Below are 26,986 nucleotides of genomic sequence, written 5' to 3'. Positions count from 1 at the left end.
TTGCTTTTACTTTTTCAGTGGTATCTTCAAGACTTGTCCCTTCGAAATCTCATTGCCATTCAGCCCGTTCCATTTCTGAATTAGCGCAATGCCTTCCTGCGATTTGTAGTAGTTCATCGCAATCCTGAACAATGTCTCTTCTGCCTGAACCGTATGGTAAACAACTTTATATCCGTCAGCCTCCGATTTGGTAGCTGCGGCATCCCCAGAAGCTACTTTATTATCTGCTTCTTGTTTGGCTTTCGCTTCCGCTTCTGCTTTAGCCTTTGCTTCCGCTTCTTGTTTGGCTTTTACTTCCGCCTCTGCTTTAGCCTTTGCTTCCGCTTCTTGTTTGGCTTTTTTCTTTGCTCTTTCTTCTGCAGCCTTATCTTCCTCTTGCTTTTTTTCTTTAAGCTTAGCAGTATCTTTTTCTTCTTTTTCCTTAATATCCCCGGCCGTTGCCGTTGTCGGCACAGCCTCTTCTATAGTTTCTTCGTCATCACTAAAATTCACCACTTCACTACTTTTGGTATCCTTTTCAGGCCTATCCTGAAGGTATGTATAAAGACTATAAAATCCTATAGGAAGCAAAATGAAAAATAGCGATAATAATTTAATCATTGGGAACTTTATCTTCACTTTGCTTTTTTTCTTTTTACTCTGATGAACCTCACTTCTTTTTGGTAAAGATGACTTCACCTTATGACGATCGGATCGCGTACGAAGTTCTCCAGCTTGATCGTTTTCATTCTCTTTTACACGACTCATCTAAGTCACCACCCTCTTCACATACTGCCAGCTTTACATACTTATGTCTTATTAATATACCGAGGATAAAATCTATTAAAAAATGGGCTGTGATCGTCACTAAAATATTTTGGGTCCATTCAAACAAAAATCCGATGAGAAAGCTTAAAAGCGTCACATTCAAAAATAAAAACCAATTAAATAAGTAACGATAATGAACCGCCGCAAAGATAATGCTCGTCCACAATAAGCCTATATGTGTCTGCATAACACCACGAAATAATAATTCCTCGCTAACCGCTACTAACAAAGAGACGATAAAGATCATGGGATATGGTAGGCTACTGAAAATGCGTTCATTGACTCCACCATCATCCTGATAGGAAACAGGGGTCACTTTCATCATGACCACATCAAAAATGACCACTAAGATTCCAGCAGGGACACCTATCAACAAAATATCCATATCTTTAATGTCAAATAAAGAACGAAAGGTAGAAAAATCTTCAAATAAGATAATACCTAAAAAAAAGCCAATCGTTAAGAGAATAATTTGGGTCAGGAACAAATTATATAGTAACTGTTTGTCTGTCAGCTGTTTAATTAATTGCGCCTGCTTATTTTTCATGCCCATTATCCTTATCCAATAAGATAAAAGCTAATTCCTGTTTCCATGTAGAATATGAATTACCCTGCTGTTCCTTTACTGCCGGCCATACATCCAAGATATTTTTTGCATCTATTCCACAACGATCGCAACATACGTCATTCCCTTTTCGCTGCTCTTCTTCAAAATAATGCAAAATGCCCAAACGCCTACATATTTTAGTATGAATCCAATTCAAAAAAACGTTCAGCTTTGCCTGATTTTGCATCTTTCTTGTATGACAATAGTCTTTCATCCTTGTTCTATGCAATAGTGAGTCATCATCCGTCAGAAATTGTGTAAAAAAACGGAATTGAATATCATTCAAGGAAAAGCTCTGAAGAAGATGCTCTTTTTCAGAAAGACTTAAATCAGCCATACTTCTTTTCGCTTCATTTAAATACGAACAAACGGCCTCAATTTGATGGTCAGTTGGTAGCTGTTGTTCCATCAAATGCAACGGAAGTCCTTCATCCCCTTCGCTATATAGTAAAATGGCTACACTTTGTTTTTGGTCACGGCCTGCCCTCCCTATTTCTTGAAGGTATGATTCCATTGTGGATGGGATATGAAAATGGATGACAAATCTAACATCAGCTTTATTGACTCCCATTCCAAACGCACTCGTTGCACAAATGATTTTTAACTGGCCCAAGATGAATTGCTGCTGAATGAGCATTCTTTGCTCCTGTTCCATACCACCATGATAATAATTGACACTACCGACTCCATTTTCCTGTAAAAAACCCGAGACCGCTTCAGCCACTTTTTTCGAAGAAAAATAAATAATTCCACTACCTGGGAATTCCCTGACAAGCGAGAGGACACGGGCAAGCTTTTCTTCGTAGCTATATATATTTTCCACAAGTATCGCGATATTTTCCCGATCAACGGATGAAACGATTTCCTTATGTTGGGATATATTCAATTTCCTGATAATATCTTCCCGTACTTCTTTTGTTGCTGTTGCCGTCAAGGCAAGCGTTAATGGGTTATTTAACTTACGCCTCACTTCTCCCAAGTTCAAGTAATCCGGCCTGAAATCATATCCCCATTGAGAAATGCAATGCGCCTCGTCAATGACAAATAAGCCTATGTCAATTTTCCTTAAAGACTGGATTACACTTTCTAGCCCAAGCATTTCGGGAGACAGAAAAATAAACCGATACGTTTGCAATCGTTCAAATGCCTGTTTTTTTTGATACGCGGTCAAAAAAGAATTGAGGGTCAGAACACTTTTTTCCCCTCTCATCTTAAGCTGATCCGCTTGATCCTGCATCAGGGATAATAACGGCGAAACAATTATAGCCGTCTTATTGATAAGGTAAGCAGGGAGTTGATAACATAATGATTTACCAGACCCTGTGGGAAGCATTGCCAATGTGTGGGTCCCTTCTAGCAAGGATTCGATTACCTCATGCTGTCCAGGACGAAAATTGTCAAATCCAAATTTATCTTTCAGGACTGTATTCAAGTTCATCCTCTATCACCTATTTTCGCAAGTACAAGCCTTATTTGAAAAAAACTAATTTGCTCATTATCGACAGCTTCCTTGATTACCTTGAGTTTTCTCGTATTCAACCGTTTAATGACCGTAATGATTTTGTCTTCATCCTCTATTGGAACATAGTCATTTATCGAAAAACTTTTGTCCGATAGCACGATTTCTACGAGATGATCCTCAATCGTATTTCCTTTTAAACGACGAATCTCTGCAATTTCCTGTAGCGTTTTCCCTGCCTGAATATATTGCAGAGTCGTATGTGTCGATTGTGTTAGATGAGGATGCCCACCATTTTTCCAATCATGGATTAGAGAAGCCAACAGAGGGTAATCGCGTACTGTTGATATCTCTGCGAGCATTTGATGCAATGAATCGAGAAAAACGTAGTGCACAAACCACTCATCAATTTCTTTCCTTTTTCCAATCTGCTCAAACGTAAGTCCGATTCGATTGACTCCCGTAATTTTCAAAACAAAAATGTCACGGTTCAACTCACTTTGCATCTCTAAGAGGGTGACCAATTCATCAAAAAGATGCTGAGCAAGTAACTCTCGATTTTGTTGGTTGGCATATAAAAAACCCTTTACGAATTCCTGTACTCGTTGATTCTGTTGTATCGGATAAAAAGGCCTTTCATTGTGGACAATATGGGATATAGTTTGGATAAGAAGATTGAGTCTTCTCCAAAAATCCGGGGTGATGTTTTGGTATTTCCACCCATTTAGTGATAAAGGAAGAGGCCACTTTTTGAAATAAGAGGCCAACGCCCCTCCTCCTTGTTCACTAATCAAATACACATCATTTTTTTCCGTTGGTTCGATTAGTTTCAGTTCAAGAAACAATTTTATGTTTTGAGATAACTCCTCCCGGGTAAAACGAGGCATAGTCCCAAATATATTCGTCAGACCAAATAAATGCGCATCCTGAATAGTCTGGGACGATTTTTTACCCTGAAGCATATGATAAATTGCGTAGATGGAACGCTCACCTTGGAACTTTTGTATCGCATATAAAATGATTGCTTGAAGATAATTGTTCATGAAACTCACATCCTTGTTCCATTTATCCAATTATATTGTAACAAAAATCTGCAAATACCGCCTTTTTTTATGTCATATATGCAACGATATTTGTGAATAAACAACTAAATACGTACTCGTTATAAAGAAATTTTCCCAATAATTTGTGTTGACTTTTCATATACTGCCGTATTATCGTTACATTTTCTATTGATAAGTTCGGCATTCGGTCTTACAATAAGGAAGAGATGTTAATCTATAATAAAAAGGTTTTGAGTTGTAAATCAACTTAGGAGGGGTTTTATTCATGGCTAAATTTACTATTGTTGATAAAGAAACATGTATCGCTTGTGGAGCTTGTGGAGCTGCAGCACCAGATATCTATGATTATGATGATGAAGGAATTGCTTTTGTTACGCTAGATGATAACGAAGGAATCGTTGAAATCCCCGATGTTCTTATAGATGACATGATGGATGCATTTGAAGGATGCCCCACAGACTCTATCAAAGTCGCAGACGAATCATTCGAGGGCGACGCTTTAAAATTCGAATAAGAATAAAAGCCATTTTCATTTTGAGAATGGCTTTTTTTATGTATTTTTTAAAACTCTCCCCATACATTAAAGAGGCAGAAACAACCCAGTTATAATCTGGTGGTTTCTGCCTCTTTTTATATATTAAGCATGTTTATATAACACTTGTTTTATTGATCCATGTTTGGAGTTTAACAAATAATAGCATGAAAACGGAAGTGATGAGCACCCCTTTAATGATGTTAAAAGGGAGTATTGCCGCAGTTACGAATTGTCTTGACTCTGGTGCGGTCATGGCATCCCATCCCATAAAGAAAGTATATGCCGGTAAAAAGACATAATAGTTCAAGACACTCATAATTAGCGCCATGGAAACTGTCCCGGCTAGCAAGGCAAATGTCATTCCTTTTTTCGAACTTATTTTTTTATATACATAATATGTTGGCAGTATGAATAATACCCCCGCTATAAAGTTAGAGATATGTCCAACCGGTACACCCGTATCGCTTCCAGTCATGACCATATCCAATAAGTTTTTCAGGAATTCAACTAAAACTCCTGCAAGCGGTCCGAAAATCAATGCCGCCATCAGTGCTGGGATGTCACTAAAATCAATGTTCAGAAAAGGCGGAAATCCCGGAAATGGAAAATTCAAAAGCATTAGTAGGTAGGAAAGACTTCCTAGCATTGCAAGTGTGACCATCTTTTTAACTTTGTTCGATTTCATAGTTCTCTCTCCTTCTTTTTCTTGATCTACCTTGAAAAAGAGGTTAGGGATCCTTCATGAATGTTGATGTTCAATAAAAAACCCCTTAATTCCGACAGAATTAAAGGGATAAATTAAAGGTTTCATCAAACAAACGTTCAGCACTTGACTGTTTGAACGCATTCAGGAACCTCCATCTTCTCCCATCCAGACTATACTGTCGGCTTTGGAATCTCACCAAATCCTGCCCTAAGGCTCGCGGGCTTAGAAGAATTTTTCTTCATCACCGCCGGTGGGGAGTTACACCCCGCCCCGAAGATAGACCTATAAAATTAATTTACAATTTTCATTATAAATGATTTTTCTTTTTTTGAATAGTATTTTCATCGCAACTATGAATTTACGACAATCAAATATTACACTTTTATTCATTTTAAACAAAATATGTATTTATAATCACGACGTTTTACTCGGTCTAAAATAATTTTTATTTTTAGAAAATTACGACTCAAACCCTTTGCCCTTGCGGTTTTGGACGAGTGAATTTCAAAGTAAATTTAATTAAAGCGCTTACATATAGGTATGCCAAATTGACAGTTTTCCTATTTCAATTGTAAAATTAACTGAAATTTAAGAGAATTTTACCTAGGAAGGTGTTTACACGTGTATCAGATTTTAGTAGCAGATGCCATCAAACCAGAAGGACTCGGACCGCTTTCAGAGGCATCCAATATTCTTCTTATTCAGAAGACTGTAGAAGAAGCAGCAAACGAACTTGATCAGATCGATGCAATACTGGTTAGAAGTGCAACAAAAGTTACAGAAGATTTAATGAACCGCATGCCAAAACTAAAGATCATTGCTCGCGCAGGTGTCGGCGTTGATAACATTGACATTCCTGCTGCAACAAAACGAGGAATCGTTGTTGTGAATGCTCCTGACGGAAATACAATTTCAACAGCTGAACATACATTTGCCATGATGGCTTCTTTGATGCGCCATATTCCGCAAGCTTATGCTTCCCTGAAAAATGGAGAATGGAAACGATCTTCTTATACAGGAACGGAACTTCGCGGAAAAACTTTAGGTATTGTTGGTTTCGGACGAATTGGTGGAGAGATTGCCAAACGCGCAAAAGTTTTCGGCATGGAAGTCATAGTTTATGACCCATTCTTAACAGCTGATCGTGCAAAAAAAATGTCCGTAACTTCCCTGACTTTAGATGAATTGCTCCCTAAAGCAGATATAATCACTGTACATACACCTCTAACGGACGAAACTAGAGGGTTAATCAATAAAGAAAAGTTACTAACCTGTAAAAAAGGCGTGTACGTATTAAACTGTGCACGTGGCGGAATCCTTGATGAAGATGATTTATATGAAATGATTGTCGAGGGACATGTAGCTGGAGCCGCATTGGACGTTTTTGTTGAAGAACCACCGCTTGGCCATAAATTACTTGAACTTGATAACGTCATCGCTACTCCTCATTTAGGAGCTTCCACTAAAGAAGCCCAATTGAATGTTGCCGTTCAAGTCGCCCAAGAAGTATTAACCTATTTTGAAGGTAATCCTGTATCAAGTTCAATTAACCTTCCAGCCATTTCTAAAGAGGTGTTTGAAAAGGTTCAGCCATTCTATCAACTAGTCCAACAAATGGGCTCCATTGCCTCACAATGCATGAAAGAAGGCATTCAGGAGATTTCCGTAACTTATGCAGGTGAGTCATTGGACTTCGACACCGCTATTCTAACAAAAAGCCTAATAGCAGGCTTCTTCAAATCAAGAGTAGATGCTTCAGTTAATGAAGTGAATGCGCTATTGGTTGCTAAAGAGCGTGGCATTACCATTGGCGAAAAGGTTTCTACTGACTCTCTAGGTTATTCTAACCTGATCAGTCTAAAAGTAAAAGGCGACACTCGCGAATTAACCATTAGTGGTACTCATATCGAGAACTATGGTTCCCGGATTGTCAATCTGAATGGTTTCAAAATTGATTTCCATCCAGAAGCTAATTTACTTTATATCCAACACACTGATAAACCTGGAGTAATCGGTAACGTCGGTAAAATTCTTGGTGATCATGCCGTAAATATCGCGACTATGCAAGTTGGTCGTAAAGAAGCTGGCGGGGAAGCTATCATGGTATTGAGTTTCGATAAACCATTAGAAGATAATATGAAGCAATTCTTAGAGGAAACACAAGAAATTACTTTCATGGCCCGAATAGCTTTATAATTTCCACTTAAGGATGCCCCACTAGCGGGCATCCTTTTTTTGTTGAACGACCCTCATCTGCCTCTCACATCGCAAGCATGCACTTGACCTTTAATTAACTAAGTTAGGAGCAACGGGTACTGTAATCTCTTCCGATAAATTCAGAGAACCTACCATTTCTACAGGGGAGTTTACAAACTTCACCTTTGCATAGCCAAAGTCTTTAGCTGTAAATAGAATGACTTCCAAACCTTGAAGCGACTCTGAATCATTCTTCAAGCGGCCTTCTTGTGCCAGTTCTACAGTTACTAAACCCCCATCATATGTTAGGTTCTCCCACTTCAAACTCTCCGGTAGAGCAGAAGAAATCCCTTCTATGCCAGGTTCCTCCTTTGCCGCTTGTAGGGCCTCTTCCATGTTCTGATAATCGATATTGCTAGGCACAAGGAAACTTGAAGATGATTTATCCGTGTGATAAAGAAAGAATGTGCGATTCTTGTGCTGGGGAATTTCTTCTTCTATTACTGTTCCGGCATGAGCAAAACTGGCACCAGATTTTCCGTCCGTTGTAAATGTCACTTTATCAATATTTAGATAGGATAAGGTTTCTTCCATGGTTCTAAGAAACACGATATCCTCATCCAGCAGATTACTGCCTGCCCGTAATTCGATATTTGCTGTGTTGTTGGTGGGAACATGGGATACCTTAATATCTAGAGGGAAATAATCGGACAGGCCATATTTTTTCTCATTAATGGTCGACATCTTTTTTACCACCTGATCCAAGGCTTCCGTTTCTTCGATAGTATCGACTACAAAAGATAGAGGTACGATAAAATTCTGTTGGTGATCAGGCACGCCTAGAGTTATTGTCGACTTCCCCTGCAAATCTTCTGAGTAAATCGCACGAATGGGTGTTTTTTCTTTTTCCACTTGTTGAGATTTACTTTTCAATTCATTTTTTTCTATTGGTTCGCCCTCAATATCTTCCTTTACATCCTGCTTTTCATTTGATTCAATATCATGCTTTTCTTGCTTATCCAAAATGATCTTACTTTCTGAAATGGCCAATTTTCCATTGCCGTGGCTATTAACCTCCTGCTCTTGAGATTCATCTTTTCCAATCATCAGTGAAGATCCAATGATCATCATTAAGAATAAGGAGGCAATGCCCACAATACGAGGAATCCAAAGTTTTTTACGGTTTCTTCTTTGCTTACCTTCTATCCTCGAAAACACTTCTTTCTTCGAGCGTTTATCTTTTACCTCCGGAAGTTGGCGAAGCAAGTCCTCAATTTCTCTTTCTTTCCAACGGGATTTCTTCAAAGGAATTCCTCCCCTCTTCTGATGAATCATCCATCATTTTTTTAATCGCTTTTAAAGCGCGGTGTTGTGTTGTTTTTACCTTACTTTCACTCCAATTCAGTACATCCGCGGTTTCTGAAATGGACATGCCTTGTATGTACCGTAAAATAATGACTGCTTTTTGATTAACAGTACATCGATTCAAGCAACGATATATCTCTCTGACATTATCATTCATAATGGCCACTTCTTCGGGAATCGGCTGATTATCTTTAATCATCTGACCATCCCAATCAATAGTGGGAATGATTTTATTCTTCCATCCTTTTTGTTTCCGAAAATAATCAATGGTCACATTTCTCGCAATGGAATACATCCAGGTTTTTTCACTACTATTGCCTTCAAAACGATTATAGGCCTTCATTATCCTGATATAAACTTCTTGAACCAGGTCCTCTGCCGTTTCACGGTCTTTGGTCATATAATAAATGAATTGATAAATTTCCTGGTGATATTTTTCATAAAGATCGTGGAAAATGGAATCCATTATTTCTCCACATCCGTTCATAATTATAGTCGATATTTTCATATGAAAGTTACATACTTATTTTATACTAATTACCCAATTCACTCCATATACTGCCCGCAAATAAAATATGGGCAAAGGCAATTAGGAGAATCCAATTGCCTTTGCCCACTCTGTTTCTCATGTATCAAGATTATTTGCCAAGCAATCTGACATTTATTCAGTATTTTCCAATATTCGAGGTAGAATAAAGCTGAATGTTGTTCCCTTTTCTGGTAAACTGTTCACCGAAATATATCCATCATGTGCATCAATGATATTTTTAACAATGGCCAGACCTAGGCCCGTACCAGACCGTCCACGGGTACGTGCTTTATCCGCTTTATAAAATCTCTCGAATACGAATGGTAAGTCTTCTTCCGGAATACCTGAACCAGAGTCCTTCACATCTATAATCAAGCCTCTGCGATCACTCATTTTTTGAATGACATCGATTTTTCCGCCTGCAGGAGTATGACGGATTGCATTATCAATTAAATTCGTCAATACCTGCTCAATTCTATCAGGGTCAAAATTCCAGTTGATCCCATCGTCTTGAAGATGCGTCGTAATCGTGATCCCTTTATCTCTAGCCAGTCCATAGAACTTACTTGTAATCCTCTTTAAATAGGGGGAGACGGAAACCAGGTCATAAGTAAGGTTCATTTTCCCTGATTCCAATCTGGCTAGATCCAATAAATCATTAACTAAACGTCCCATCCTCAACGATTCATCATAAATGATCTGAGCCATTTCCATTTTTTCAGCTTCACTGCCTGCTATATCATCTACAATGGCTTCACTATACCCTTGTAGCATCGATATCGGGGTCCTTAACTCATGGGACACATTGGCAATGAAGTCCGTCCTTAGTTTATCCATGCGACGTTCATCACTCATATCACGGATGATGGCGACAGCACCGCGGATATTATCTGCAGTTGAATATAAAGGACTGACAATCAGTCCCCAATTTCTACCCTGTAAAGTAATTTCTCCAACTTGTTCCTTATCATAGGACTCTGATTCGTCAAATAGATTCATGAGTACTGATGGTACATTCATATTGTCTTCCCGATTGTATCCTTTTTCAAAGTACCATGCTTGCAAGAACCGGTCAGCTGGAGGATTCGTCTCAAGGATAGTACCATCTTTATTAAAGGTAATAACCCCGTCTGCCATACTGCTGAGAATGCTTGCAAGGTGTTCCTTTTCTTGACTGAGGGCATTCATGTTGAATTTCAGCTGTTTTCTCATCTGATTAAATGCAATGGCCAACTCACCTATTTCATCCTGGGTGAGGATGGGAACCTTGGTATCAAATTTACCACGAGCTATGGCCAAGGCAGCTTCCCTCATTTTTACTAGTGGAGCATTGATTCTCGTAGATAAAAAGAAAGCGAAAATCGTTGTCAATATTATAGCGATCCCTGCAGCTAAGAGGATGAACTGCGTTGTGGATTTCGTTGTTTCTTCCATCGATTCCAATGACTGAATCAAGAAAACCTCATCCTGCTGACCATTTAATTCAAGAGGAACCCCCACTACAATTGCTGACAATGTATCTTCATCTGTCCCCTCAGTCGAAAGCATCATCTCTTTTTTTACAGTTTTTCTCTCTGTAAATACCTTTAATAATTCGGGATCATCTTTAATGAATTCAGGCGTTATCTTAAACCCATTCTCATCAACAGATGAAAAGACCATTTTATTGTCATTCAAGATGATCACTTTCGTTTCATCACCTATCAATTCAGAAGCTATTTGGAGAACTTCGTCTCCAGTGCCCCCATGTTCATTCGTGACCGTAATGATTTGCTGTGCCATTTTGGTTAAATCATTTTCGACATTCTCTATCTGAAAATTATCAAAGAATTCAACCAGAAGTACAGTCAAAACGATCAGAACAAAGGATACCAGCAAAAGAATCGTTGCCCAAAGCTTACCAACAACACTGCCCCATAGCATCAGTCGTTAATAACTTCGAACTTGTAACCCACGCCCCAAACAGTGACAATCATTTTGGCAGCATTTTCGGATATACGGTTTAACTTTTCACGCAAGCGTTTGACATGCGTGTCCACAGTTCGAAGGTCTCCAAAGAATTCATAATGCCACACTTCTTTTAGCAACTGCTCACGATCAAAAACTTTATCGGGGGATTTCGCCAAGAAATATAATAATTCATATTCTTTTGGCGTGAGAGATACTTCCTTGCCATCCGCGAGCACACGATGGGCATCATTATCAATCGTTAGGTGGGAAAATACGATTACATCTTTTGCTGATGCTTCGGTTTGCATGTAATTTGCATTGGAAGAACGGCGCAATAACGCCTTGACCCTTAATACAACCTCACGTGGACTGAAGGGTTTGACAATATAATCATCTGTCCCCACTTCGAATCCTTGGACTCTATTCACTTCTTCACCTTTAGCGGTAAGCATGATGATAGGTGTCGTTTTTTTCTCTCTCAACTCCCGACAGACTTCAATACCATCTTTGCCAGGCATCATAATATCCAATAAGATTAAATCATAATCATTTTCTAGAGCTTTCACTAAAGCCTCATCACCATTTTCAGCTTCATCAATTATGTATTCTTCTCTTTCTAAATACATTTTTAGCAAGCGGCGAATTCTTTCTTCATCATCCACCACAAGAATTTTAATAGCATTATACATTTCGTAACCAGCCTCCTATCATTTATTTTACAAAATGAAAGCTTTAATGCCTAATATTATTTCTTAACAAATCCAGATAAACAGCCAATTCTATAGGCTCTTCCTTAACTTTTCACTATATTGTCACAATAATTACCACAAGCTTTCTAAAAGCCCTCTAGGATTTATTTCCCTAGCAATAACGCTTTAATCATAAAAAAGGGATCGTTTGGTAGGAATATCGATAAAATTAACGACATTACTATCAAAAGACCCCCTTCATCTAATGATAAGGTTCCCTTAATTAGGCATATGAATGCAAACCAGCGATAACCAAATTCACAAATATCAAATTGAATATCATGATGGCAAAACCAATGACCGCAAGCCAGGCTGATTTTTCTCCCTGCCATCCCTTAGACATACGCAGATGTAAAAAGGCTGCATAAAACAACCAGGTGATAAGGGCCCATACTTCCTTCGGGTCCCATCCCCAGAATCGTGTCCAAGCAATCTGGGCCCAAATCATGGCAAAAATAAGTGCCCCGAGTGTGAAGACTGGAAATCCAATTAAAACGGAACGGTAACTGATTTCATCCAGCAAGTTCAAATTAACATTTTTAACAAGCGGTTTTATTAGAGCAGCGACTCTTTTCCGAGAAATCAACCTTATCAAGCCATACAGGACCAGTCCTGCACCAATCGACCATATGACTGTGTTCAGTTTTTTCGCATTGATTATTGCAGGCATCTCCACCAATGGTTGGAATTGTCCCTTTTCAAGCATAACCCCTTCATGAGGACCAACCAATGCAGGAAGTGTATATTCCTGTTTGGCTGCCATATCTTTTTTATCAACCCAATCAAAACTAGCTTTATAATCCATCATGGAGAAAGTGGAGGATACTATTACAAGTGCAAGTGTACTGACTAACGTATACATGATGATTTCAAGAAAAAATGTCCGTTTACTTGCTTTTGTCTGTTCCACCGATTTAACCAGATAAATGATAGCGGCGATAAAGCTAATGGCAAGAATGGACTGCCCTGCCGCTGCAGTTGTTACATGGATATGTAGCCAATCACTCTGCAAGGCTGGTATAAGCGGCGATATTTCCGTCGGAAACAGACTTGCATACGCAATGATCAATAATGCAATGGGGAGGGCAAATAACCCAAGGACGGGCGTTTTATAAAGAAAGTAAATCAAGATGAATGCCCCTACCATCATCATGCCGAAAAATGTTGTAAATTCAAACAGGTTACTAACAGGTGCATGGCCCGCAGCAATCCATCTTGTAATAAAATAACCCACCTGCGCTGCAAATCCTAAAATGGTCAAGGTGATTCCTAATTTTGCCCAGTTATTTTGTTTTTTCTCCTCTGCTCCTTTTTTATCCTTTATCGAGCCTCCAAAAATAAAGGTCGCAATTAGATATAAAAAGAAGGCCGCATATAATAAATTACCGCTCAAATCAGCCATTTAAAACTTCCCCCTTATTAGAAGATTTCTCCTCTTCTAGTAAATCTGTTGGTTCACAAAGTGGTGTTGATTCAATCGCATTTTTTATATCTTTCTTAATGCCATGCCAGTTTTTATTGGTATGGCCGGCTATCAAAATCTCACTCTCATTTCTTTTAATCCATATACGGCGATGATTCCAATACGAACCTTGGATAACACCTATCATGAAGATAATTCCCCCGGTGAAAAGAATCCACAATGTAAGATCTTTCCTGACAGTCAAAGCTGTAACGTCTTTCGTTTCAACTCCAGCAAAAGCCAGTTTATATGTATTTTCTCCTAATGGTTCCACCGTCTCTTTTATAGCTACGAAACTCACTTCTCCATCTGGTTTATCTGGGGTCTTCATATTAAAGATAAATGCCGGATTATTCGGAACCTTTGATATCGTCGTCGGTTCTCCTTTTTCATCAAATTCGAAATCGGGGAAATAACTCATTAACTCGACAGAATACCCTTTATTCAATTCATACATCTTCTGCGGATTATTCAAATCCACCGTGATATTTCCAAATTTCTCTTCTGTCTCTTTATTGATGAGATTAAAAGACATGGTACTAAGCTCGTCCAATTTATAATCCACCTGATAATAAGCAAAGTGATCGTGTTTCAAGGGTTCATTCACTTTTATTTTAAAATCCTTAACTTTATCAAGTTCTGCTTTTTCACCTGGCAACGCTTCATTTTGACGCTCGAACAATGTCACATCTGCTTCATAAGTCTTAGCTATCGTACCAGTTTTATCAATGGCGGCACTGAATTGCTCGTCTTCTTCATTCTCTTTATCATAGACTTCCAGTGTGAATTCATTATTCTTAAGATAATACTCACCATTTGTACCAGGAATCTCTTTTGTCTCGCCTTCCCTTAGCCAAAGCACTTTATCAATATACATTCCAGGTACGGAGCGTAGTAAAGCCCCAATTAAAAAAATGATAAGTCCAATATGGTTGACGTAAGGGCCCCAACGTGAAAAACGGCTTTTTTCTGCAAGAATGTTCCCATTTTCCTCACGTATATGATAGCGCTGCTTTTTCAACCGCTCTTTTACTTCTTCCAAATTTACTCCCTGGCCATCAAGCTTCGTCACTCCCGATACCCTTTGTCGCTTCATGAAACCATCATGGCGAGTAATTCCTTGTTTCTTTAAAGACCGATATAATGGGAAAAAGCGGTCGATACTTGCAATCAGAAGGGATATGCCCAACATCGCTATAATGATTAGATACCACCATGAACTGTATAAATTATGAAATCCGAATTCATAATACAACTTCCCTAACGTTCCATACTCCGATTGGTAATGTTCGGCGGGTGTTACAGAAGAAGGGATATACATTTCCTGTGGAAATATTGTTCCGATTGCAGAAGCAACCAAGGCCAGGACTATAAGGGTAACCCCAACCTTAACGGAAGAGAAGAAATTCCAGACTTTATCAATGATCGTTTTGTTATAAGTCTGTGAACGTCTGGCACTTCCCTCATAGCGCATATCAATTAATTTTTTATCTTCTTTATCAAGGATACTCCCGCAAACTTCACAAATTTTTGTACCATATGGATTTACATGGCCACAATCGCATTTTACTTCTTTCATGTCAAAAACTCCCCAGTATTATGGTTTAATTCTCTCCATATGCTTTTGGATGCTCTCTTCTGTCAAGGCTCCGGTAATGATATCTATTACCTTTCCTTCTTTATCTATCAAGAAGGTGACCGGTAAAATATCAACGCGATACGCATTCTCCACTTCCCTGCCTTTATCAATCATGATTGGGAAGGTAAGATTATGTTTTGCAGCATAATTATTGACCGAATATTCAGACTCCCCTACATTGACTGCTAATATCTCAACACCCTGGTCCTTGTATGTTTGATATTGACTTTCCATATAAGGCATTTCGTATTCACAAGGCTTACAATATGTACCCCAAAAGTTCAGGAAAACACCCTGTCCTTTATAATCCGACAACTTATGTTCTTTGCCTGCCATGTCAGTCAAAACAAAATTAGGAGCTTCCTTTCCTTTTTGAAGACTGTCATTCTTATCTTTAGTGAAGTTCGTATAAAGGGCAAACACTAAAGCTGCACCTAATAACAGTAGAATGATGGTCCTGCTCACTAGGCGTCGCTTTTTTCTATCCATAGAAATCCTCCTAAGGCAGCTCTATATTTCACCATACCAATATAACATGTAACACGATGACCATATTTTGAAGATTCGTCGACACCTTTTTCGTATCATGAAAGAAAAGGAATTTACAGGCTGTTTTCCACCACCCCATTCAACCGCTTGGATGAATGGGGTAACGGTTTCAACCTGTTAATAAAGAGAAAAAACGTATTACATTCTCCGCTGTTTAGGGTCAGTCGATGCCATCGTCCGCATTAATTTAACTTCATGGGGAGTTAACTCTCTTGAATCTCCCGCAGTCAGTCCATCTAATGTTAAGAAACCATATTGCTCCCGTTTTAATTTAATTACAGGATGGCCTATCGCTTCAAACATCCGACGGACCTGGCGGTTTCTCCCTTCATGGATAGTGATTTCTATAATGGCCGTTTCCTTTTTCTTATCAGTCGTCAGTACTCTGGTCTTAGCTGGAGCTGTTTTTCCATCTTCAAGCATGATTCCTTTTTCTAATTTCCTTAGGCTCTCACGTAAAGGAATGCCCTTCACTTTAGCTACATACACTTTGTCGACTTCATGTTTTGGATGCATGAGTGTATTCGCAAAATCCCCGTCATTCGTTAAAACCAATAAACCGGAAGTATCATAATCGAGACGACCTACAGGATAAATCCGTTCTTGGACGAATGGGAAGTAATCCGTTACGACTTTTCTATTTTTATCATCCGAAACAGCTGAAATGACTCCGCGTGGTTTGTAGAATACGAAATATACAGGTGGTTCTTTCTCGAGTGGGATTTCATTGACCTGTACTTTGTCATTAGGACCTACCTTTACACCTAATTCTTTCACTACTTTACCGTTCACTTTTACCTTGCCTTCTAATATTAGCTCTTCGGCCTTACGACGCGATGCTAATCCTGCATGTGCTATTACCTTTTGTAATCTTTCCATCTATCTTCACCTCATAGTATAATCATTCGTTTGTTATTGTCTGTACATACACAATCATACAATTATTACATATAGCGAGGCAAAAACAAAAGGTTTTTCGTGAATATGGCCGTTTCTTTTATTATTTCATCCATTTAGGATCTGTTATATAGGCTGGTTTCCATAATGAGTGTAACATAGCTTAATTTTCCATGGCAAAAAAATGTATCCTTTTCTTAAAATCGTAAAATATAGGATATCAATAAAAAAAGGAAATGGATACATCCATTTCCTCGGCTTACTTTGTACCAAAAACAAGCGTGACCACAACCACTGCTGCTATAACCCCGACTAAATCCGCCAATAAGCCAACCTTGAGTGCATCACCCATTTTTTTAATTCCCACTGCTCCGAAATATACAGTCAACACATACAGGGTCGTATCTGTACTTCCCTGGATCGTAGCCGCCAAGCGACCAACAAAGGAATCCGGACCATATATGGAAATCAAGTCACTCGTCATCCCTAATGCAGCCGTTCCCGATATAGGACGGATGATCGCCAGGGGGAAAACCTCAGCCGGGAAGTGAAGAAAGGCCAGAATCGGTTTTAATGCCTGTACGAAGGAATCAAGAGCCCCTGAGGCTCTAAACACCGATATGGCGACGAGCATTCCCACCAAGAAAGGGATAAGGGAGAAAGACATACTGATTCCTTCCTTCCCCCCCTCTACGAAGGTCTCATAGGTAGGAACCTTCTTATACGTACCGTATAATAAAATCGAGAGAATCAAAAGTGGTATCAACCAAATCGAAATGGCGGTCATCCATTGTAGCATTCCTATTCCCTCCCATTCCGCTTTCTCCTGTAATAAAAGTATCGATCTATCGCTATTCCCCCTACCGCCGAAATGGCTGTAGCCACGATAGTTGGAAACACTATGTCAGTCGGGGAGACGGCATCGTAATTCATCCTTATAGCAATGACGGTCGTTGGGATCAATGTCACACTTGAAGTATTCACCGCTAAAAAGGTAACCATCGAACGGCTTACGGTCGCTTTATTACCATTTAATTTCTTTAACTGCTCCATGGCTTTAATCCCTAATGGTGTCGCTGCATTTCCCAATCCAAACGTATTCGCCATCATATTGGATAAAATATAGCCCATTGCAGGATGATTGGGAGGGACTTCAGGGAATAACCATTTCATTAAAGGCTTGAACAAAACGGATAGTTTTTCGAGCAGCCCCGATTCTTCCGCGATTTTCATTAACCCCAGCCAAAAAACCAGAATGCTCATCAAGCCTATCGAAAGGGTGACAGCTTCCTTGGCGCTAACAAAAAGTGCTTCATTCACCTGATTCATGGTCCCATTAATCATGGCGAATACTATACCGATTACTGTCATTCCAACCCAGATATAATTAACCATTTCTATCTATTCCCAATACTGCTTCGAATAGAGCAGCCCACGAGGATTGAAAAGATTGCTGGTTGAAACTTTCTACAGTTTCACCATAAAAGATGGAACGCGAACCGACCTGTTTTCCATCCAGATAGATATAAGCCTTGCCCACTACTTCCGGAATATTTCGTTTATCTTCCCAACTCTTCTTCGGCTTCAGGAATTTCATTTTAACCTTTATTGAATTCCTTTCGTCCTTAGTAAGAGGATAGGAAAAATCATTTTTGAAATAAACATGCCCTCTATACGTTTTATTCTTTATGTCCTTTATGGCGCCTTCAGGAAGAATTTCAGTCAAACTGTAATTCTTGAAAGCAGATTCATACATATTGATGTGGTCATTCCAATCATCCGGCCCATTCAACGTGACAGCGATAAGATTATGATTATTTTTAGTCGCTGTAGTGACCAATGTCCGCTTTGCAAGTTTAGTATAGCCCGTTTTCCCGCCGGTACAATACTCATATAATTGCGTGAGTAGCCGATTCTTATTTTTCCATACATAATCCCAATTCTCGGTCGAGTTAGGGGCCCGATGTACTTTAGTGCCGGCTATCTTGGCATATGTCTTGTTTTGCATAGCATAACGGGTGAGTAAAGCCATATCATATGCCGTTGAATAATGATTCTTGGTATTATCCAATCCATGAGGGTTCGTAAAGTGGGAGTTCTTCATACCGATTTCTTCCGCTTTTTGATTCATCATCCAAATGAAACCATCAAGGCTCCCTCCCACCTTTTCGCTGATCGCAACAGCCGCGTCATTCCCCGAACGTAACATCAAGCCATAAACCAAATCTTCAAGCTTGATCTTTTCACCTTCTTTCAAATAAAGGGAAGACCCTTCAGTACCAAAAGCATTACTACTGATTGTTACGGTCTCATCCATTTCTCCCGATTCGATAGCTAAGATAGCAGTCATGATTTTCGTGATACTTGCAATTCGGTTCTTTTCGTGAGCATTCACTTCATAAATGACCCTTCCACTTTCTTCGTCCATTAAAATGGCACTATGGGCACTGACGGCTACGTTGGCTTGAACGCTCTGTAATGGTGCTAGAAAAGAAAACATGAGAATGACCATACACAATTTGGGTATTTCTTTATATAGAAAACGCATGAGTGCCCTCCCGTTTCTTTACTTGTTTTTGTACAAGTTTATGCAAATGGACAAGGGTTATGATTAAATAATCGAAGGTCTTTAAAGATAATAGGAAGGTTACAAGCATAATTCAATTAGGTTAAGGTACAAAAAAACGAAAAAAAACCGATGAACAGACATGTTATGTCCATCCATCGGTTTTTCATCTATTAAACTAATAAAGCAGCAATTTCATCGATCTTCTTCGCTCCGAACACTACTTCCTCATCATTGATGATCATAGCCGGAACACTCATAACTTTATACTTTTTCTTAATGTCTTGGAAATTACTGATGTCGACCATCTCAGCTTCAACATTAGGATTTTCAATGGCGATTCTTTGTGCTCCAACTACAACGTCAGGACAGAAGTGGCACGCTAAAGATACCATGACTTTAATATTTGTCTTCTTGCTAATTGATTTGATTGAATCCCGAACAGCAGCATCCATCGCTTGACCCGGACCAGCAAGATTGTAGATAGCTAAAATGAAGGAGTTTAGTTCATGTCCGCCTGGTACACCGTGATATTTGACCCCACTGTATTCCCCATTCGAATTTAACAGGGAGACTACAGGGAATTTATCGGCATTCACTTTTTCTTCCATACCTTTGTTTTCACCTTTATTATATAGCTCAAGATGAAGCTTGTCCCCTAATTCTGCAACATCTAATAAGAAGTCACGTAATTCTACCGATTTGGGTAGGCTTTCATCCACGATTGATACTAAGGTCACGTCATTCTCCATCTTATCGAAGATTCCTTTTAGTTGGCCTCTTAACGTATCGCTCAGTAAGGAGCTCTTACCTGCTGGTGCAGCAGCTTTTTTCTTTTCCTCTTTCTTTTCTTCCACTACCGGCTCATCTTTAATGCCTAAGCGGTCTTTTTCTTCTGCAACATATTTACCCGCATCCGTAGCGGCTATCGCTCCATCAGATACTGCTGTAATGATCTGACGCAAGGACTTCGGTCTCAAGTCACCTGCTGCGTAAACACCCTTTATATTTGTGTTCATATCATCGTCAGTTAGGATATAGCCAGCACGGTCCATTTCAATATGGCCTTGGAAAATGGCCGTTTGAGGTTGATAACCAATGAACACGAAAATGCCAAATGTACTGTCTTCTTCCTTCGCTTCATATTCCCACTCTTCTTTTGTTACGTTATTGATGAAGCGGGCACGTTGAATCATGCCGTCGCCATAAGCACCAAGAATCTCTGTATTGAATTTGACCTCGATTTTCTCATTGGCCATTACTTTATCGACAATGGAAGGGGCACATGAGAAGGCTGATTCGCGGGCGATAATGGTTACTTTTGTTGCAAAGCGAGTAAGGAAAATGGCTTCTTCAGCCGCTGCATATCCTGCTCCAATGACGAAAACTTCCAAGCCTTCAAAGAACTCTCCATCACAGGTTGAACAATACGCTACGCCTCGGCCAGTGAATTCTTCTTCTCCTGGAAACCCAAGTTTTCTTGGGGTGGCGCCCGTTGCAATGATTACAGCGCGTGCATGATAGTCCCCACTAAGCGTTTTTACGATTTTTACTTCCCCAGAGAAATCTACGCCGGTTACATCTGATTTAGCGAACTCCACACCAAAATCTTCGTTTTGAAGTTTCATTTCCTCCACTAGCTTTGGACCTGAGATGTTGCGAATACCAGGATAGTTAGCTATTTCTGAAGTGGTGGCTGCTTGCCCACCGCCAGTTCCTTTTTCAAGGATGATCGTTTTTAATTTTGCTCGACCTGCATAAACTCCCGCAGAAAGACCTGCTGGCCCTCCCCCGATAATCAATAAATCATATATTTTTTCCATAGTTGATCTCCTTGCTGTTTAAAAAATTTTATTTTTAAAGGACAAAAGGCACTTATTGAAGTAAGTGCCTTTTGTCAATCATAGCTGTTTTATATATCAACTAGTTGATATATGTATAGGGAAATATCCTAAAATTAAAGTTTTCCTACTAGGTCAAAGCTTGGCTCTAATGTATCTTCACCTGGAGTCCATTTAGCAGGGCAAACTTTATCTCCATGTTCTGCTACGAATTGTGCAGCTTGAACTTTTCTAATAAGTTCTTCAGCATTACGGCCGATTCCCATGTCATTCACTTCATATGATTTGATTTGGCCTTCTGGATTTACGATGAAAGTACCACGTAAAGCTACGCCATCTTCTTCGACTAATACTCCAAATTGACGAGATAGAGCTAGTGCTGGATCTGCTAGCATTGGGTATTCGATTTTACCGATTGTATCAGTAGCATCTGCCCATCCTTTATGGCTGAAATGAGAATCAGTTGAAACCGAGTAAACTTCACAACCGATTTCTTTGAATGTTTCATAGTTATCTTGAAGATCAGCTAATTCTGTTGGACATACGAATGAAAAGTCAGCTGGATAGAAGAAGAATACAGCCCATTTTCCTTTTACATCTTCTAGTGTCACTTCTTTGAACTCTCCTGATTGGTATGCTTGAACTTTAAAATCTTCAACTTGTTTATTAATTAATGACATATTATTATTCCTCCAGAAAAAATATTTTTTGCTTCCTGTTTATAATAATTATTATTTAGTAACTAGTCAATAAATATAACTTAATAATTGTCATGTTCACATTTTCGACACAACTTTATACTAATATACATAAAAACAAGTTATAATCCCTATGAATGGTCTATTTAACATACCCACATTACTATATCAAGAACTAATATGAAAAATATAAAATTATTTTAGAAGAAATATCACGCCCTAATTCTAATAACAATAATTTACAATTGAGAATATTCACCTGAAGTATTCACTCCCTTTCGGTCCCTGATTTCCTCTTCCTGTCATTTTTCCATACTTTTCATACCCCCGAAAATAATCTAAACGAAAAAGATGGAACCACTATGGCCCCATCCATCCCTTCCTATCTTTTCGCGAGAACTCATTTACTATTCATTGTTGTTTCCAAATCAGTCTTTTTGCTTTATTGAACCGTAATGTGGTTTGCGGCCAATTTATGACATTCCACCATTTTTTTACATAGGCTGCCCTATTGTTCTTATATTGAAGATAATAAGCATGTTCCCAGACATCCAGAACAAGGACAGGGATGGTATCCCATTGTGTCAAAATCATATGTCGCTCAGATTGAAGGATCTCTAACCTACGTGATCGGGGAACCCAGACTAAAATGGCCCAGCCAACGCCTTCCACCTGTTTGGCCGCTTCGCTGAAGTGACTTTTAAAAGCCTCGAAACTTCCAAAGTCTCTCTCAATCTGTTTAAGGAGATCTCCCTTCGGCTGACCTCCACCTCCAGGCATCATGCCTTCCCAAAATAATGTATGCAGATAATGTCCGGAACCATGGAATGCCGCCTCTCTTTCCCAATGTTTCAAAAGTGAAAAATCATTGGATTCTCTTGCCTTTTTCATCATTAACTCCGCTTTATTCAAACCATCCACATATGTTTGGTGATGCTTATCATGATGCAAGCGCATAATTTCTGCCGAAATGATTGGTTCAAGTGCATCGTATGAATATGGCAAGGGGGGAAGCGTATGTTTCCCGATACCTACAGATCCCTCTGTTTCGTTCTGAGATTGGAACCCATTTGCCCTTTCTTTGATTTCTCTATAAATCCTGTTTATTTCTTCTTCAATCTTTTGTAGTTCTTCATTATCTATATCTCCGGTTTCCAATGTCTTTGTCCATCGTGAAAGCTGTTCCATATTTGCTATCATTCGTCGGTCCTTAATATCAATACTCTCCATGTACCCCATCATTTGTTCGATCCATTCACTGACATCCGTCACATACTGTCTTATATCCAATAAGCACACCCTCCAAAAATCTCAAATAAGACATCAACCCATTTTATGCTCCAAATAAAAGAAAAGACCATTAACAAAAAAACAGCAAGGCTATTAGGCCCTGCTGTTTCCTTATCGAGATTGCAACATCTTAGTTCGATAATCGGTTTCGTAAAACTCCAATTCTTCACGCATGTTCTGGAATCCACTCTCTACGGTCTTAAGAATGGTGATGATACTATCCGGTACCGTTTGATGGAACTTGATGGAGTTTTTCCCTGTATAAGCTGAACGACTGTCTTCAAACCATCGGTCCGATTTTGGTGAAAAGTACTCTTCGATACATTGATGATACACTCTATAAAGCGTCTTTTCCGCAGCAGCTTTATTAAAAACCTCATTTTTAAGAACGATTTGACATGCTTCCAAACCCTCTTCACAACTTACAAGCATTCTTCTTAAACTAGAGAGAATTCCTTTATAATAGCTTTCTTCACCATTTTTTTCCTGTTGCAACTTAGAATAAGTCGTTTCATTCAGAAACTCCTCTAGCTGAGCCACTGTCGTTTCTAAAAAGCTTTTTACATCCTCAAGCTGTGATTTTACCAATGTATTCCCCAACCGTGAACCCTCCTCATAATGATTATGATTGATAAAAGTCTAAATATGTTTTAATATCATATGGTTTAGCTTGTTCAATAGATCTAAACACTTCCTCTAGTTTTGGAAAGTTTATATTTAGAAAGTAACTTGCTAACTCTTTTTCTGAATTTATATATATTCGCTTTCGGCTGGATAAACTTGGTTCTTTGATGAGACAAATCAAAGCGATAATATCAGCCATATAGATATCTCTAGTCAGGCTTTTGAAAACGGGATTTTGAGAATATGGAGTCCAACGGGCGATCATCTCATCGAAGTAACGAAGATACAATACATTCAATACCTTTTCTTCACCGGCCTGTATGTATTTGACAGTGGAACGGTTAAAGAACCCCTCTGGAGAATTTGATTTTTCTTTTTCAAGCGCATACCCATTGCACGCTACAATGCGCACCTGCAACCCCTCCAAACATCCATTTTTTTCTATATTATCACAAAATCATGAGGATTTGTTATTCGATTGTTTTTTGGAAGTTCTCGAAAAACAGATCAGCTTCTCCGTTTTCGAAGCTTTCTTCCGTATTATCGGCAAGTGGCGGCAACTCGTTTATGGATTTTAGTCCGAAGTAATCTAAAAACTCTTTCGTTGTGCCGTATAAATAAGCGCGACCAGACCCTTCAGCTCTACCGACCTCTTTAATTAAAACTTTCGTAACAAGCGTATGAATCGGACGGTCTGTTTTCACTCCGCGTATCTCATCTATTTCCGCTCTCGTAATCGGCTGTTTATAGGCGATTATGGCCAACGTTTCCAAAGCTGCCTGTGTCAACCCTTGTGAACTGGATGTTTCCACAAGTTTCTTTAAATAATCGGAGTGTTCTTTCTTAGTTGCCAGCTGGAACACACCGGCTATTTCAATAATTTGAATCCCCCGTGTATCCGTGAGATAGTCTTCCTTTAAACTTTCAATGATGTCCGTTGCTTGATATTCTGTGATTTCAAGGACTGAGGCAATTTGCTTGATGGAAAGACCTTCATCTCCGGATGCAAACAAAAGGGCCTCGAGTATCCCTTTCCAATTAATAACTTCCAACTGGTTCTACACCTTCCTTAGCTACAATCATGATTTCCGAAAAATTATCTTCTTGTTCAACTTTAATTTCATTTAATTTCATCAGTTCCAATACCGCTAAAAATGTAATCACTATATGCTCCTTGACTGGCTCTGGAAACAAATCAAAAAAGCTCTTCTTGCCTTTAAACGTTTGGAGGTCTGCCATGATTTCTTCCATGCGTTTTTCAATGGAAATCTCTTGTTTCGTCACTTTTGTATAAAGGGGCTTTTGAATCTTTTGCCGGCGAAGCAACTTTTGCAAGGCACCCAACATATCGTAAAGGCTAACATTTAACTCCTGCAATTCACTTTCCGTTTCTTTTACATATTCAGACAGATCACTTGGCGGTTTAGTGAATATCAAGTTCCGTTCTTCTTCCAGTTCTTTGAATTCTTCTGCTGCAGATTTATACTTTTTATATTCCAATAGTTTCTCTACAAGTTCGTCACGAGGATCTTCTTCGAATAATTCCCCATCTTCATCCATCAATAGCTCATCTTCATGCTTAGGCAGCAACATTTTACTTTTGATGGCGAGTAAAGTAGCGGCCATGACTAAATATTCGCTCGCAATATCTAATTCAAGATGCTGCATCGTATGGATATAGCCTAAATATTGCTCTGTGATATCAGCCATAGGGATATCATAAATATCTATTTCTAGACGGTTTATCAAATGAAGGAGTAAATCCATCGGTCCTTCGAATGCATCAATTTTAATATTATAACCCATCAAAATACCCCATTTAAATCTAATTGGCCTTTAATTGGCCTATTTCTTCATTAATCAAGTATAGAGGATTACCGGCCCTTTATCCATTACAAATAAAGCTCTGCTTGATTTAAAGTTTTTTCATGCGGATTTTTTAAATTGGGTCGTTGCCCAATCATATTTATAAAATGAACATAGTCTAAGAATGTAAGATAAGCAGAATAAAGGAGGTACTTATATGGGTGGCAATGCAGGAGGTTTTGGTGGCGGATTTGCGTTTATCGTAGTATTATTCATTTTATTAGTTATCGTCGGTGCTTCTTGGTTATAATTGAAAACTGACGACACAAGCTGATTGCATAGCAATCAGCTTTCCTTATTTTTCTGGACATTTTTTTATGGTACTATGGTATTTATACTTAAAAAGCGGTAATCGTCTAAAAAAGCTTTCTTAACCTAAGGGAAAATAAGGCACAAGGAGGGGTTATTATTGCATTTACCTGAAGACTATCTCTCTTTCCTCATCCATTTTCACGGAACTCGAGATTACTTTGAGTGTCACGAAATACTTGAAGAGTATTGGAAAGAAACAGCTCCTAAAGAACGTGATTCACATTGGGTCGGCCTGATTCAAATCGCCGTTGCCCTATACCATGATCGCAGGGGCAATAATGCAGGGGCTACAAGAACTCTTGCAAAGGCCATATCCAACCTTCATTTAAAAAAAGCCGAGCTGCGACAATTGGGTCTTGATCCCGAAGCCCTGCTCGATTTGCTTCAACAGACACATGAACGAATGTTGCTTAAAAAACCCTATAGAAGCATTAATCTTCCCATTAATGACCCGGAACTACTTGCACATTGCCAAACCTTATGCAAACAGAAAGGATACACGTGGTGCATGGACAGTGATTGTACGAATGTAGGGTTGGTCGATAAACATTTAACACGCGATCGTTCTGACGTTATCTTGAAAAGGGCCAAACAACTTTCCTTAAGGAAATCAAAAATAGAGGACCGCTCATGAGAGCATCCTCTATTTTTGATTAGATAAGTTTTTCAACACTTTTCAATAAAACTTTCCGTATGCTCGTTTGCCTTTAATTCTTTGTCAGGGTATTGTTCCTTCACTGACCTAACCATTTCTTTGCCTATCCCTTGCTTACGGAAAGAAGGATTTACAGATATATGTTGAATCTCGATGAAATTGGAACTTGTCTCTATTCCAATCAAGCCGACGATTTCTTCATCTTTCCATAAGAACAACTGCAAATTTTCATCTGTTTCATAATTCTTCATGGTATTCCGAAGCACTTTTATCTCTTTTTCATTTGGCATGAAAGATAATAACCCCATGGCAAACTTTTCATAACTTTTCTTATACTTAATCAACATAATATCCCTCGTTACTAAATAACGTTTTTTATTATTTACCTGTTTATCTAGTTTATACACTTTGATGATTACTCTCACTTATGACATTTACATCATACATAAAAACTTTATTCGTTTCAACATCACTTTCAGCACTTGAATTATAGATTCCCTAGTGCTACGCGATAAATGTCCAGTAGATAATTCCCCATATCAAAGCCACAACAAGCATCATAAGTAAAAGTGTTTTATTACTCCTTCTCATCCCATACTCCCTTTATTTTTATGAATAAC

Annotated in this window: 28 protein-coding genes and 1 riboswitch; of the genes, 4 read left to right on the top strand and 24 right to left on the bottom strand. The window is 38.9% G+C overall.

What is annotated here, in order from left to right; all coding sequences use genetic code 11:
• Window positions 1-6 precede the first annotated feature (6 nt).
• Genes ACIQXQ_RS08585 through ACIQXQ_RS08570 form a run of 4 tightly spaced genes read right to left on the bottom strand, consistent with a single transcriptional unit; the run spans window position 7 to window position 3,916 of the window.
• Window positions 7-747, bottom strand: a complete 741-nt coding sequence (locus tag ACIQXQ_RS08585) for a LysM peptidoglycan-binding domain-containing protein (protein ID WP_402956667.1) — start codon at window positions 745-747, stop codon at window positions 7-9.
• Entirely contained in the window at window positions 725-1,354 is a 630-nt protein-coding gene (locus ACIQXQ_RS08580; protein ID WP_402869226.1) for a CPBP family intramembrane glutamic endopeptidase, read from the bottom strand. The genes ACIQXQ_RS08585 and ACIQXQ_RS08580 overlap by 23 nt, the downstream gene beginning before the upstream one ends.
• On the bottom strand, window positions 1,344-2,852 hold the full coding sequence (locus ACIQXQ_RS08575) for a RecQ family ATP-dependent DNA helicase (RefSeq protein WP_402956665.1): 1,509 nt from the start codon (window positions 2,850-2,852) through the stop codon (window positions 1,344-1,346). The genes ACIQXQ_RS08580 and ACIQXQ_RS08575 overlap by 11 nt, the downstream gene beginning before the upstream one ends.
• Complete coding sequence (locus ACIQXQ_RS08570; RefSeq protein ID WP_402956663.1) at window positions 2,849-3,916, bottom strand: YpbB family protein; 1,068 nt, start codon at window positions 3,914-3,916, stop codon at window positions 2,849-2,851. The genes ACIQXQ_RS08575 and ACIQXQ_RS08570 overlap by 4 nt, the downstream gene beginning before the upstream one ends.
• A gap of 286 nt (window positions 3,917-4,202) precedes the next feature.
• On the opposite strand from ACIQXQ_RS08570, the gene ACIQXQ_RS08565 reads away from it, so the two are divergent.
• Window positions 4,203-4,451: a ferredoxin gene (locus tag ACIQXQ_RS08565; protein WP_402869232.1), complete on the top strand. Its 249-nt coding sequence runs from the start codon at window positions 4,203-4,205 to the stop codon at window positions 4,449-4,451.
• 133 nt (window positions 4,452-4,584) lie between these two features.
• Here the strand turns inward: ACIQXQ_RS08565 and ACIQXQ_RS08560 are convergent, their stop codons facing one another.
• On the bottom strand, window positions 4,585-5,157 hold the full coding sequence (locus ACIQXQ_RS08560) for an ECF transporter S component (protein WP_402956660.1): 573 nt from the start codon (window positions 5,155-5,157) through the stop codon (window positions 4,585-4,587).
• A 170-nt stretch (window positions 5,158-5,327) separates the two neighbouring features.
• Window positions 5,328-5,460, bottom strand: a riboswitch (FMN riboswitch).
• A gap of 339 nt (window positions 5,461-5,799) precedes the next feature.
• On the opposite strand from ACIQXQ_RS08560, the gene serA reads away from it, so the two are divergent.
• Window positions 5,800-7,374: a phosphoglycerate dehydrogenase gene (serA, locus tag ACIQXQ_RS08555; RefSeq protein WP_402956658.1), complete on the top strand. Its 1,575-nt coding sequence runs from the start codon at window positions 5,800-5,802 to the stop codon at window positions 7,372-7,374.
• Window positions 7,375-7,464: 90 nt separating this feature from the next.
• Here the strand turns inward: serA and ACIQXQ_RS08550 are convergent, their stop codons facing one another.
• The 18 genes from ACIQXQ_RS08550 to ACIQXQ_RS08465 form a co-directional block, all read right to left on the bottom strand.
• Window positions 7,465-8,679, bottom strand: a complete 1,215-nt coding sequence (locus ACIQXQ_RS08550; RefSeq protein ID WP_402956656.1) for a hypothetical protein — start codon at window positions 8,677-8,679, stop codon at window positions 7,465-7,467.
• A complete protein-coding gene (gene sigX, locus ACIQXQ_RS08545; protein WP_402956973.1) occupies window positions 8,645-9,226 on the bottom strand; it encodes an RNA polymerase sigma factor SigX in 582 nt (193 codons plus the stop codon). Before sigX ends, ACIQXQ_RS08550 begins: the two co-directional genes overlap by 35 nt.
• Window positions 9,227-9,400: 174 nt before the next feature.
• Window positions 9,401-11,194 (bottom strand): ATP-binding protein, encoded by a 1,794-nt coding sequence (locus tag ACIQXQ_RS08540; protein WP_402956971.1) that lies wholly within the window; start codon window positions 11,192-11,194, stop codon window positions 9,401-9,403.
• Window positions 11,191-11,907 carry a response regulator gene (locus ACIQXQ_RS08535; protein ID WP_402956654.1) on the bottom strand — a complete coding sequence of 239 codons (717 nt, stop codon included), beginning with the start codon at window positions 11,905-11,907 and terminating at the stop codon, window positions 11,191-11,193. Before ACIQXQ_RS08535 ends, ACIQXQ_RS08540 begins: the two co-directional genes overlap by 4 nt.
• A gap of 283 nt (window positions 11,908-12,190) precedes the next feature.
• Window positions 12,191-13,369 (bottom strand): c-type cytochrome biogenesis protein CcsB, encoded by a 1,179-nt coding sequence (gene ccsB / locus ACIQXQ_RS08530; protein ID WP_402869241.1) that lies wholly within the window; start codon window positions 13,367-13,369, stop codon window positions 12,191-12,193.
• Window positions 13,362-15,008: a cytochrome c biogenesis protein ResB gene (gene resB, locus ACIQXQ_RS08525; RefSeq protein ID WP_402956652.1), complete on the bottom strand. Its 1,647-nt coding sequence runs from the start codon at window positions 15,006-15,008 to the stop codon at window positions 13,362-13,364. Before resB ends, ccsB begins: the two co-directional genes overlap by 8 nt.
• An 18-nt stretch (window positions 15,009-15,026) precedes the next feature.
• Window positions 15,027-15,557 carry a thiol-disulfide oxidoreductase ResA gene (resA, locus tag ACIQXQ_RS08520; protein ID WP_402956650.1) on the bottom strand — a complete coding sequence of 177 codons (531 nt, stop codon included), beginning with the start codon at window positions 15,555-15,557 and terminating at the stop codon, window positions 15,027-15,029.
• A gap of 198 nt (window positions 15,558-15,755) precedes the next feature.
• Entirely contained in the window at window positions 15,756-16,496 is a 741-nt protein-coding gene (locus ACIQXQ_RS08515) for a pseudouridine synthase (protein WP_402869246.1), read from the bottom strand.
• A 277-nt stretch (window positions 16,497-16,773) separates the two neighbouring features.
• Window positions 16,774-17,313 carry a spore maturation protein gene (locus tag ACIQXQ_RS08510; RefSeq protein ID WP_402956648.1) on the bottom strand — a complete coding sequence of 180 codons (540 nt, stop codon included), beginning with the start codon at window positions 17,311-17,313 and terminating at the stop codon, window positions 16,774-16,776.
• Between the two features lie 2 nt (window positions 17,314-17,315).
• Complete coding sequence (locus ACIQXQ_RS08505; protein WP_402869248.1) at window positions 17,316-17,909, bottom strand: nucleoside recognition domain-containing protein; 594 nt, start codon at window positions 17,907-17,909, stop codon at window positions 17,316-17,318.
• Window positions 17,902-19,062 (bottom strand): D-alanyl-D-alanine carboxypeptidase family protein, encoded by a 1,161-nt coding sequence (locus tag ACIQXQ_RS08500; protein WP_402869250.1) that lies wholly within the window; start codon window positions 19,060-19,062, stop codon window positions 17,902-17,904. The genes ACIQXQ_RS08505 and ACIQXQ_RS08500 overlap by 8 nt, the downstream gene beginning before the upstream one ends.
• Window positions 19,063-19,253: 191 nt before the next feature.
• Window positions 19,254-20,903 carry an FAD-dependent oxidoreductase gene (locus tag ACIQXQ_RS08495; protein WP_402956646.1) on the bottom strand — a complete coding sequence of 550 codons (1,650 nt, stop codon included), beginning with the start codon at window positions 20,901-20,903 and terminating at the stop codon, window positions 19,254-19,256.
• A 134-nt stretch (window positions 20,904-21,037) separates the two neighbouring features.
• The gene (ahpC, locus tag ACIQXQ_RS08490; RefSeq protein ID WP_402869253.1) at window positions 21,038-21,601 is read right to left on the bottom strand and encodes an alkyl hydroperoxide reductase subunit C; all 564 of its coding nucleotides are present in this window, start codon (window positions 21,599-21,601) and stop codon (window positions 21,038-21,040) included.
• A 429-nt stretch (window positions 21,602-22,030) separates the two neighbouring features.
• A complete protein-coding gene (locus ACIQXQ_RS08485; RefSeq protein ID WP_402956644.1) occupies window positions 22,031-22,909 on the bottom strand; it encodes a superoxide dismutase in 879 nt (292 codons plus the stop codon).
• Between the two features lie 111 nt (window positions 22,910-23,020).
• The gene (locus tag ACIQXQ_RS08480; protein ID WP_402869256.1) at window positions 23,021-23,509 is read right to left on the bottom strand and encodes a YpuI family protein; all 489 of its coding nucleotides are present in this window, start codon (window positions 23,507-23,509) and stop codon (window positions 23,021-23,023) included.
• A 22-nt stretch (window positions 23,510-23,531) separates the two neighbouring features.
• Window positions 23,532-23,945 carry a hypothetical protein gene (locus ACIQXQ_RS08475; RefSeq protein ID WP_402956642.1) on the bottom strand — a complete coding sequence of 138 codons (414 nt, stop codon included), beginning with the start codon at window positions 23,943-23,945 and terminating at the stop codon, window positions 23,532-23,534.
• Window positions 23,946-24,003: 58 nt separating this feature from the next.
• On the bottom strand, window positions 24,004-24,585 hold the full coding sequence (gene scpB / locus ACIQXQ_RS08470; RefSeq protein ID WP_402869259.1) for an SMC-Scp complex subunit ScpB: 582 nt from the start codon (window positions 24,583-24,585) through the stop codon (window positions 24,004-24,006).
• On the bottom strand, window positions 24,572-25,339 hold the full coding sequence (locus ACIQXQ_RS08465; RefSeq protein WP_402869261.1) for a segregation/condensation protein A: 768 nt from the start codon (window positions 25,337-25,339) through the stop codon (window positions 24,572-24,574). Before ACIQXQ_RS08465 ends, scpB begins: the two co-directional genes overlap by 14 nt.
• A 217-nt stretch (window positions 25,340-25,556) precedes the next feature.
• Between ACIQXQ_RS08465 and ACIQXQ_RS08460 the strand changes: the two genes are divergently transcribed.
• Window positions 25,557-25,649 carry a YjcZ family sporulation protein gene (locus tag ACIQXQ_RS08460; RefSeq protein ID WP_402869262.1) on the top strand — a complete coding sequence of 31 codons (93 nt, stop codon included), beginning with the start codon at window positions 25,557-25,559 and terminating at the stop codon, window positions 25,647-25,649.
• A 159-nt stretch (window positions 25,650-25,808) separates the two neighbouring features.
• On the top strand, window positions 25,809-26,345 hold the full coding sequence (locus tag ACIQXQ_RS08455) for a DUF309 domain-containing protein (RefSeq protein ID WP_402956640.1): 537 nt from the start codon (window positions 25,809-25,811) through the stop codon (window positions 26,343-26,345).
• Window positions 26,346-26,377: 32 nt separating this feature from the next.
• On the opposite strand, the gene ACIQXQ_RS08450 is transcribed toward ACIQXQ_RS08455, so the two are convergent.
• Window positions 26,378-26,713, bottom strand: coding sequence for a GNAT family N-acetyltransferase (locus ACIQXQ_RS08450; RefSeq protein WP_402869266.1), 336 nt, complete (start codon window positions 26,711-26,713; stop codon window positions 26,378-26,380).
• Window positions 26,714-26,986 lie beyond the last annotated feature (273 nt).

The organism is Peribacillus sp. NPDC097198 (assembly GCF_044762055.1).
GTDB lineage: Bacteria > Bacillota > Bacilli > Bacillales > DSM-1321 > Peribacillus.
This window is presented reverse-complemented; position numbering and strand designations above follow the sequence as displayed.

Bases quoted from the DNA above. Each gene is read 5' to 3' on its own strand.
- ACIQXQ_RS08585 (WP_402956667.1), bottom strand. From the start codon at position 747: ATGAGTCGTGTAAAAGAGAATGAAAACGATCAAGCTGGAGAACTTCGT.
- ACIQXQ_RS08580 (WP_402869226.1), bottom strand. From the start codon at position 1,354: ATGAAAAATAAGCAGGCGCAATTAATTAAACAGCTGACAGACAAACAG.
- ACIQXQ_RS08575 (WP_402956665.1), bottom strand. From the start codon at position 2,852: ATGAACTTGAATACAGTCCTGAAAGATAAATTTGGATTTGACAATTTT.
- ACIQXQ_RS08570 (WP_402956663.1), bottom strand. From the start codon at position 3,916: ATGAACAATTATCTTCAAGCAATCATTTTATATGCGATACAAAAGTTC.
- ACIQXQ_RS08565 (WP_402869232.1), top strand. From the start codon at position 4,203: ATGGCTAAATTTACTATTGTTGATAAAGAAACATGTATCGCTTGTGGA.
- ACIQXQ_RS08560 (WP_402956660.1), bottom strand. From the start codon at position 5,157: ATGAAATCGAACAAAGTTAAAAAGATGGTCACACTTGCAATGCTAGGA.
- sigX (WP_402956973.1), bottom strand. From the start codon at position 9,226: ATGAACGGATGTGGAGAAATAATGGATTCCATTTTCCACGATCTTTAT.
- ACIQXQ_RS08535 (WP_402956654.1), bottom strand. From the start codon at position 11,907: ATGTATAATGCTATTAAAATTCTTGTGGTGGATGATGAAGAAAGAATT.
- ccsB (WP_402869241.1), bottom strand. From the start codon at position 13,369: ATGGCTGATTTGAGCGGTAATTTATTATATGCGGCCTTCTTTTTATAT.
- resB (WP_402956652.1), bottom strand. From the start codon at position 15,008: ATGAAAGAAGTAAAATGCGATTGTGGCCATGTAAATCCATATGGTACA.
- resA (WP_402956650.1), bottom strand. From the start codon at position 15,557: ATGGATAGAAAAAAGCGACGCCTAGTGAGCAGGACCATCATTCTACTG.
- ACIQXQ_RS08515 (WP_402869246.1), bottom strand. From the start codon at position 16,496: ATGGAAAGATTACAAAAGGTAATAGCACATGCAGGATTAGCATCGCGT.
- ACIQXQ_RS08510 (WP_402956648.1), bottom strand. From the start codon at position 17,313: ATGCTACAATGGATGACCGCCATTTCGATTTGGTTGATACCACTTTTG.
- ACIQXQ_RS08505 (WP_402869248.1), bottom strand. From the start codon at position 17,909: ATGGTTAATTATATCTGGGTTGGAATGACAGTAATCGGTATAGTATTC.
- ACIQXQ_RS08500 (WP_402869250.1), bottom strand. From the start codon at position 19,062: ATGCGTTTTCTATATAAAGAAATACCCAAATTGTGTATGGTCATTCTC.
- ACIQXQ_RS08495 (WP_402956646.1), bottom strand. From the start codon at position 20,903: ATGGAAAAAATATATGATTTATTGATTATCGGGGGAGGGCCAGCAGGT.
- ahpC (WP_402869253.1), bottom strand. From the start codon at position 21,601: ATGTCATTAATTAATAAACAAGTTGAAGATTTTAAAGTTCAAGCATAC.
- ACIQXQ_RS08465 (WP_402869261.1), bottom strand. From the start codon at position 25,339: ATGGGTTATAATATTAAAATTGATGCATTCGAAGGACCGATGGATTTA.
- ACIQXQ_RS08460 (WP_402869262.1), top strand. From the start codon at position 25,557: ATGGGTGGCAATGCAGGAGGTTTTGGTGGCGGATTTGCGTTTATCGTA.
- ACIQXQ_RS08450 (WP_402869266.1), bottom strand. From the start codon at position 26,713: ATGTTGATTAAGTATAAGAAAAGTTATGAAAAGTTTGCCATGGGGTTA.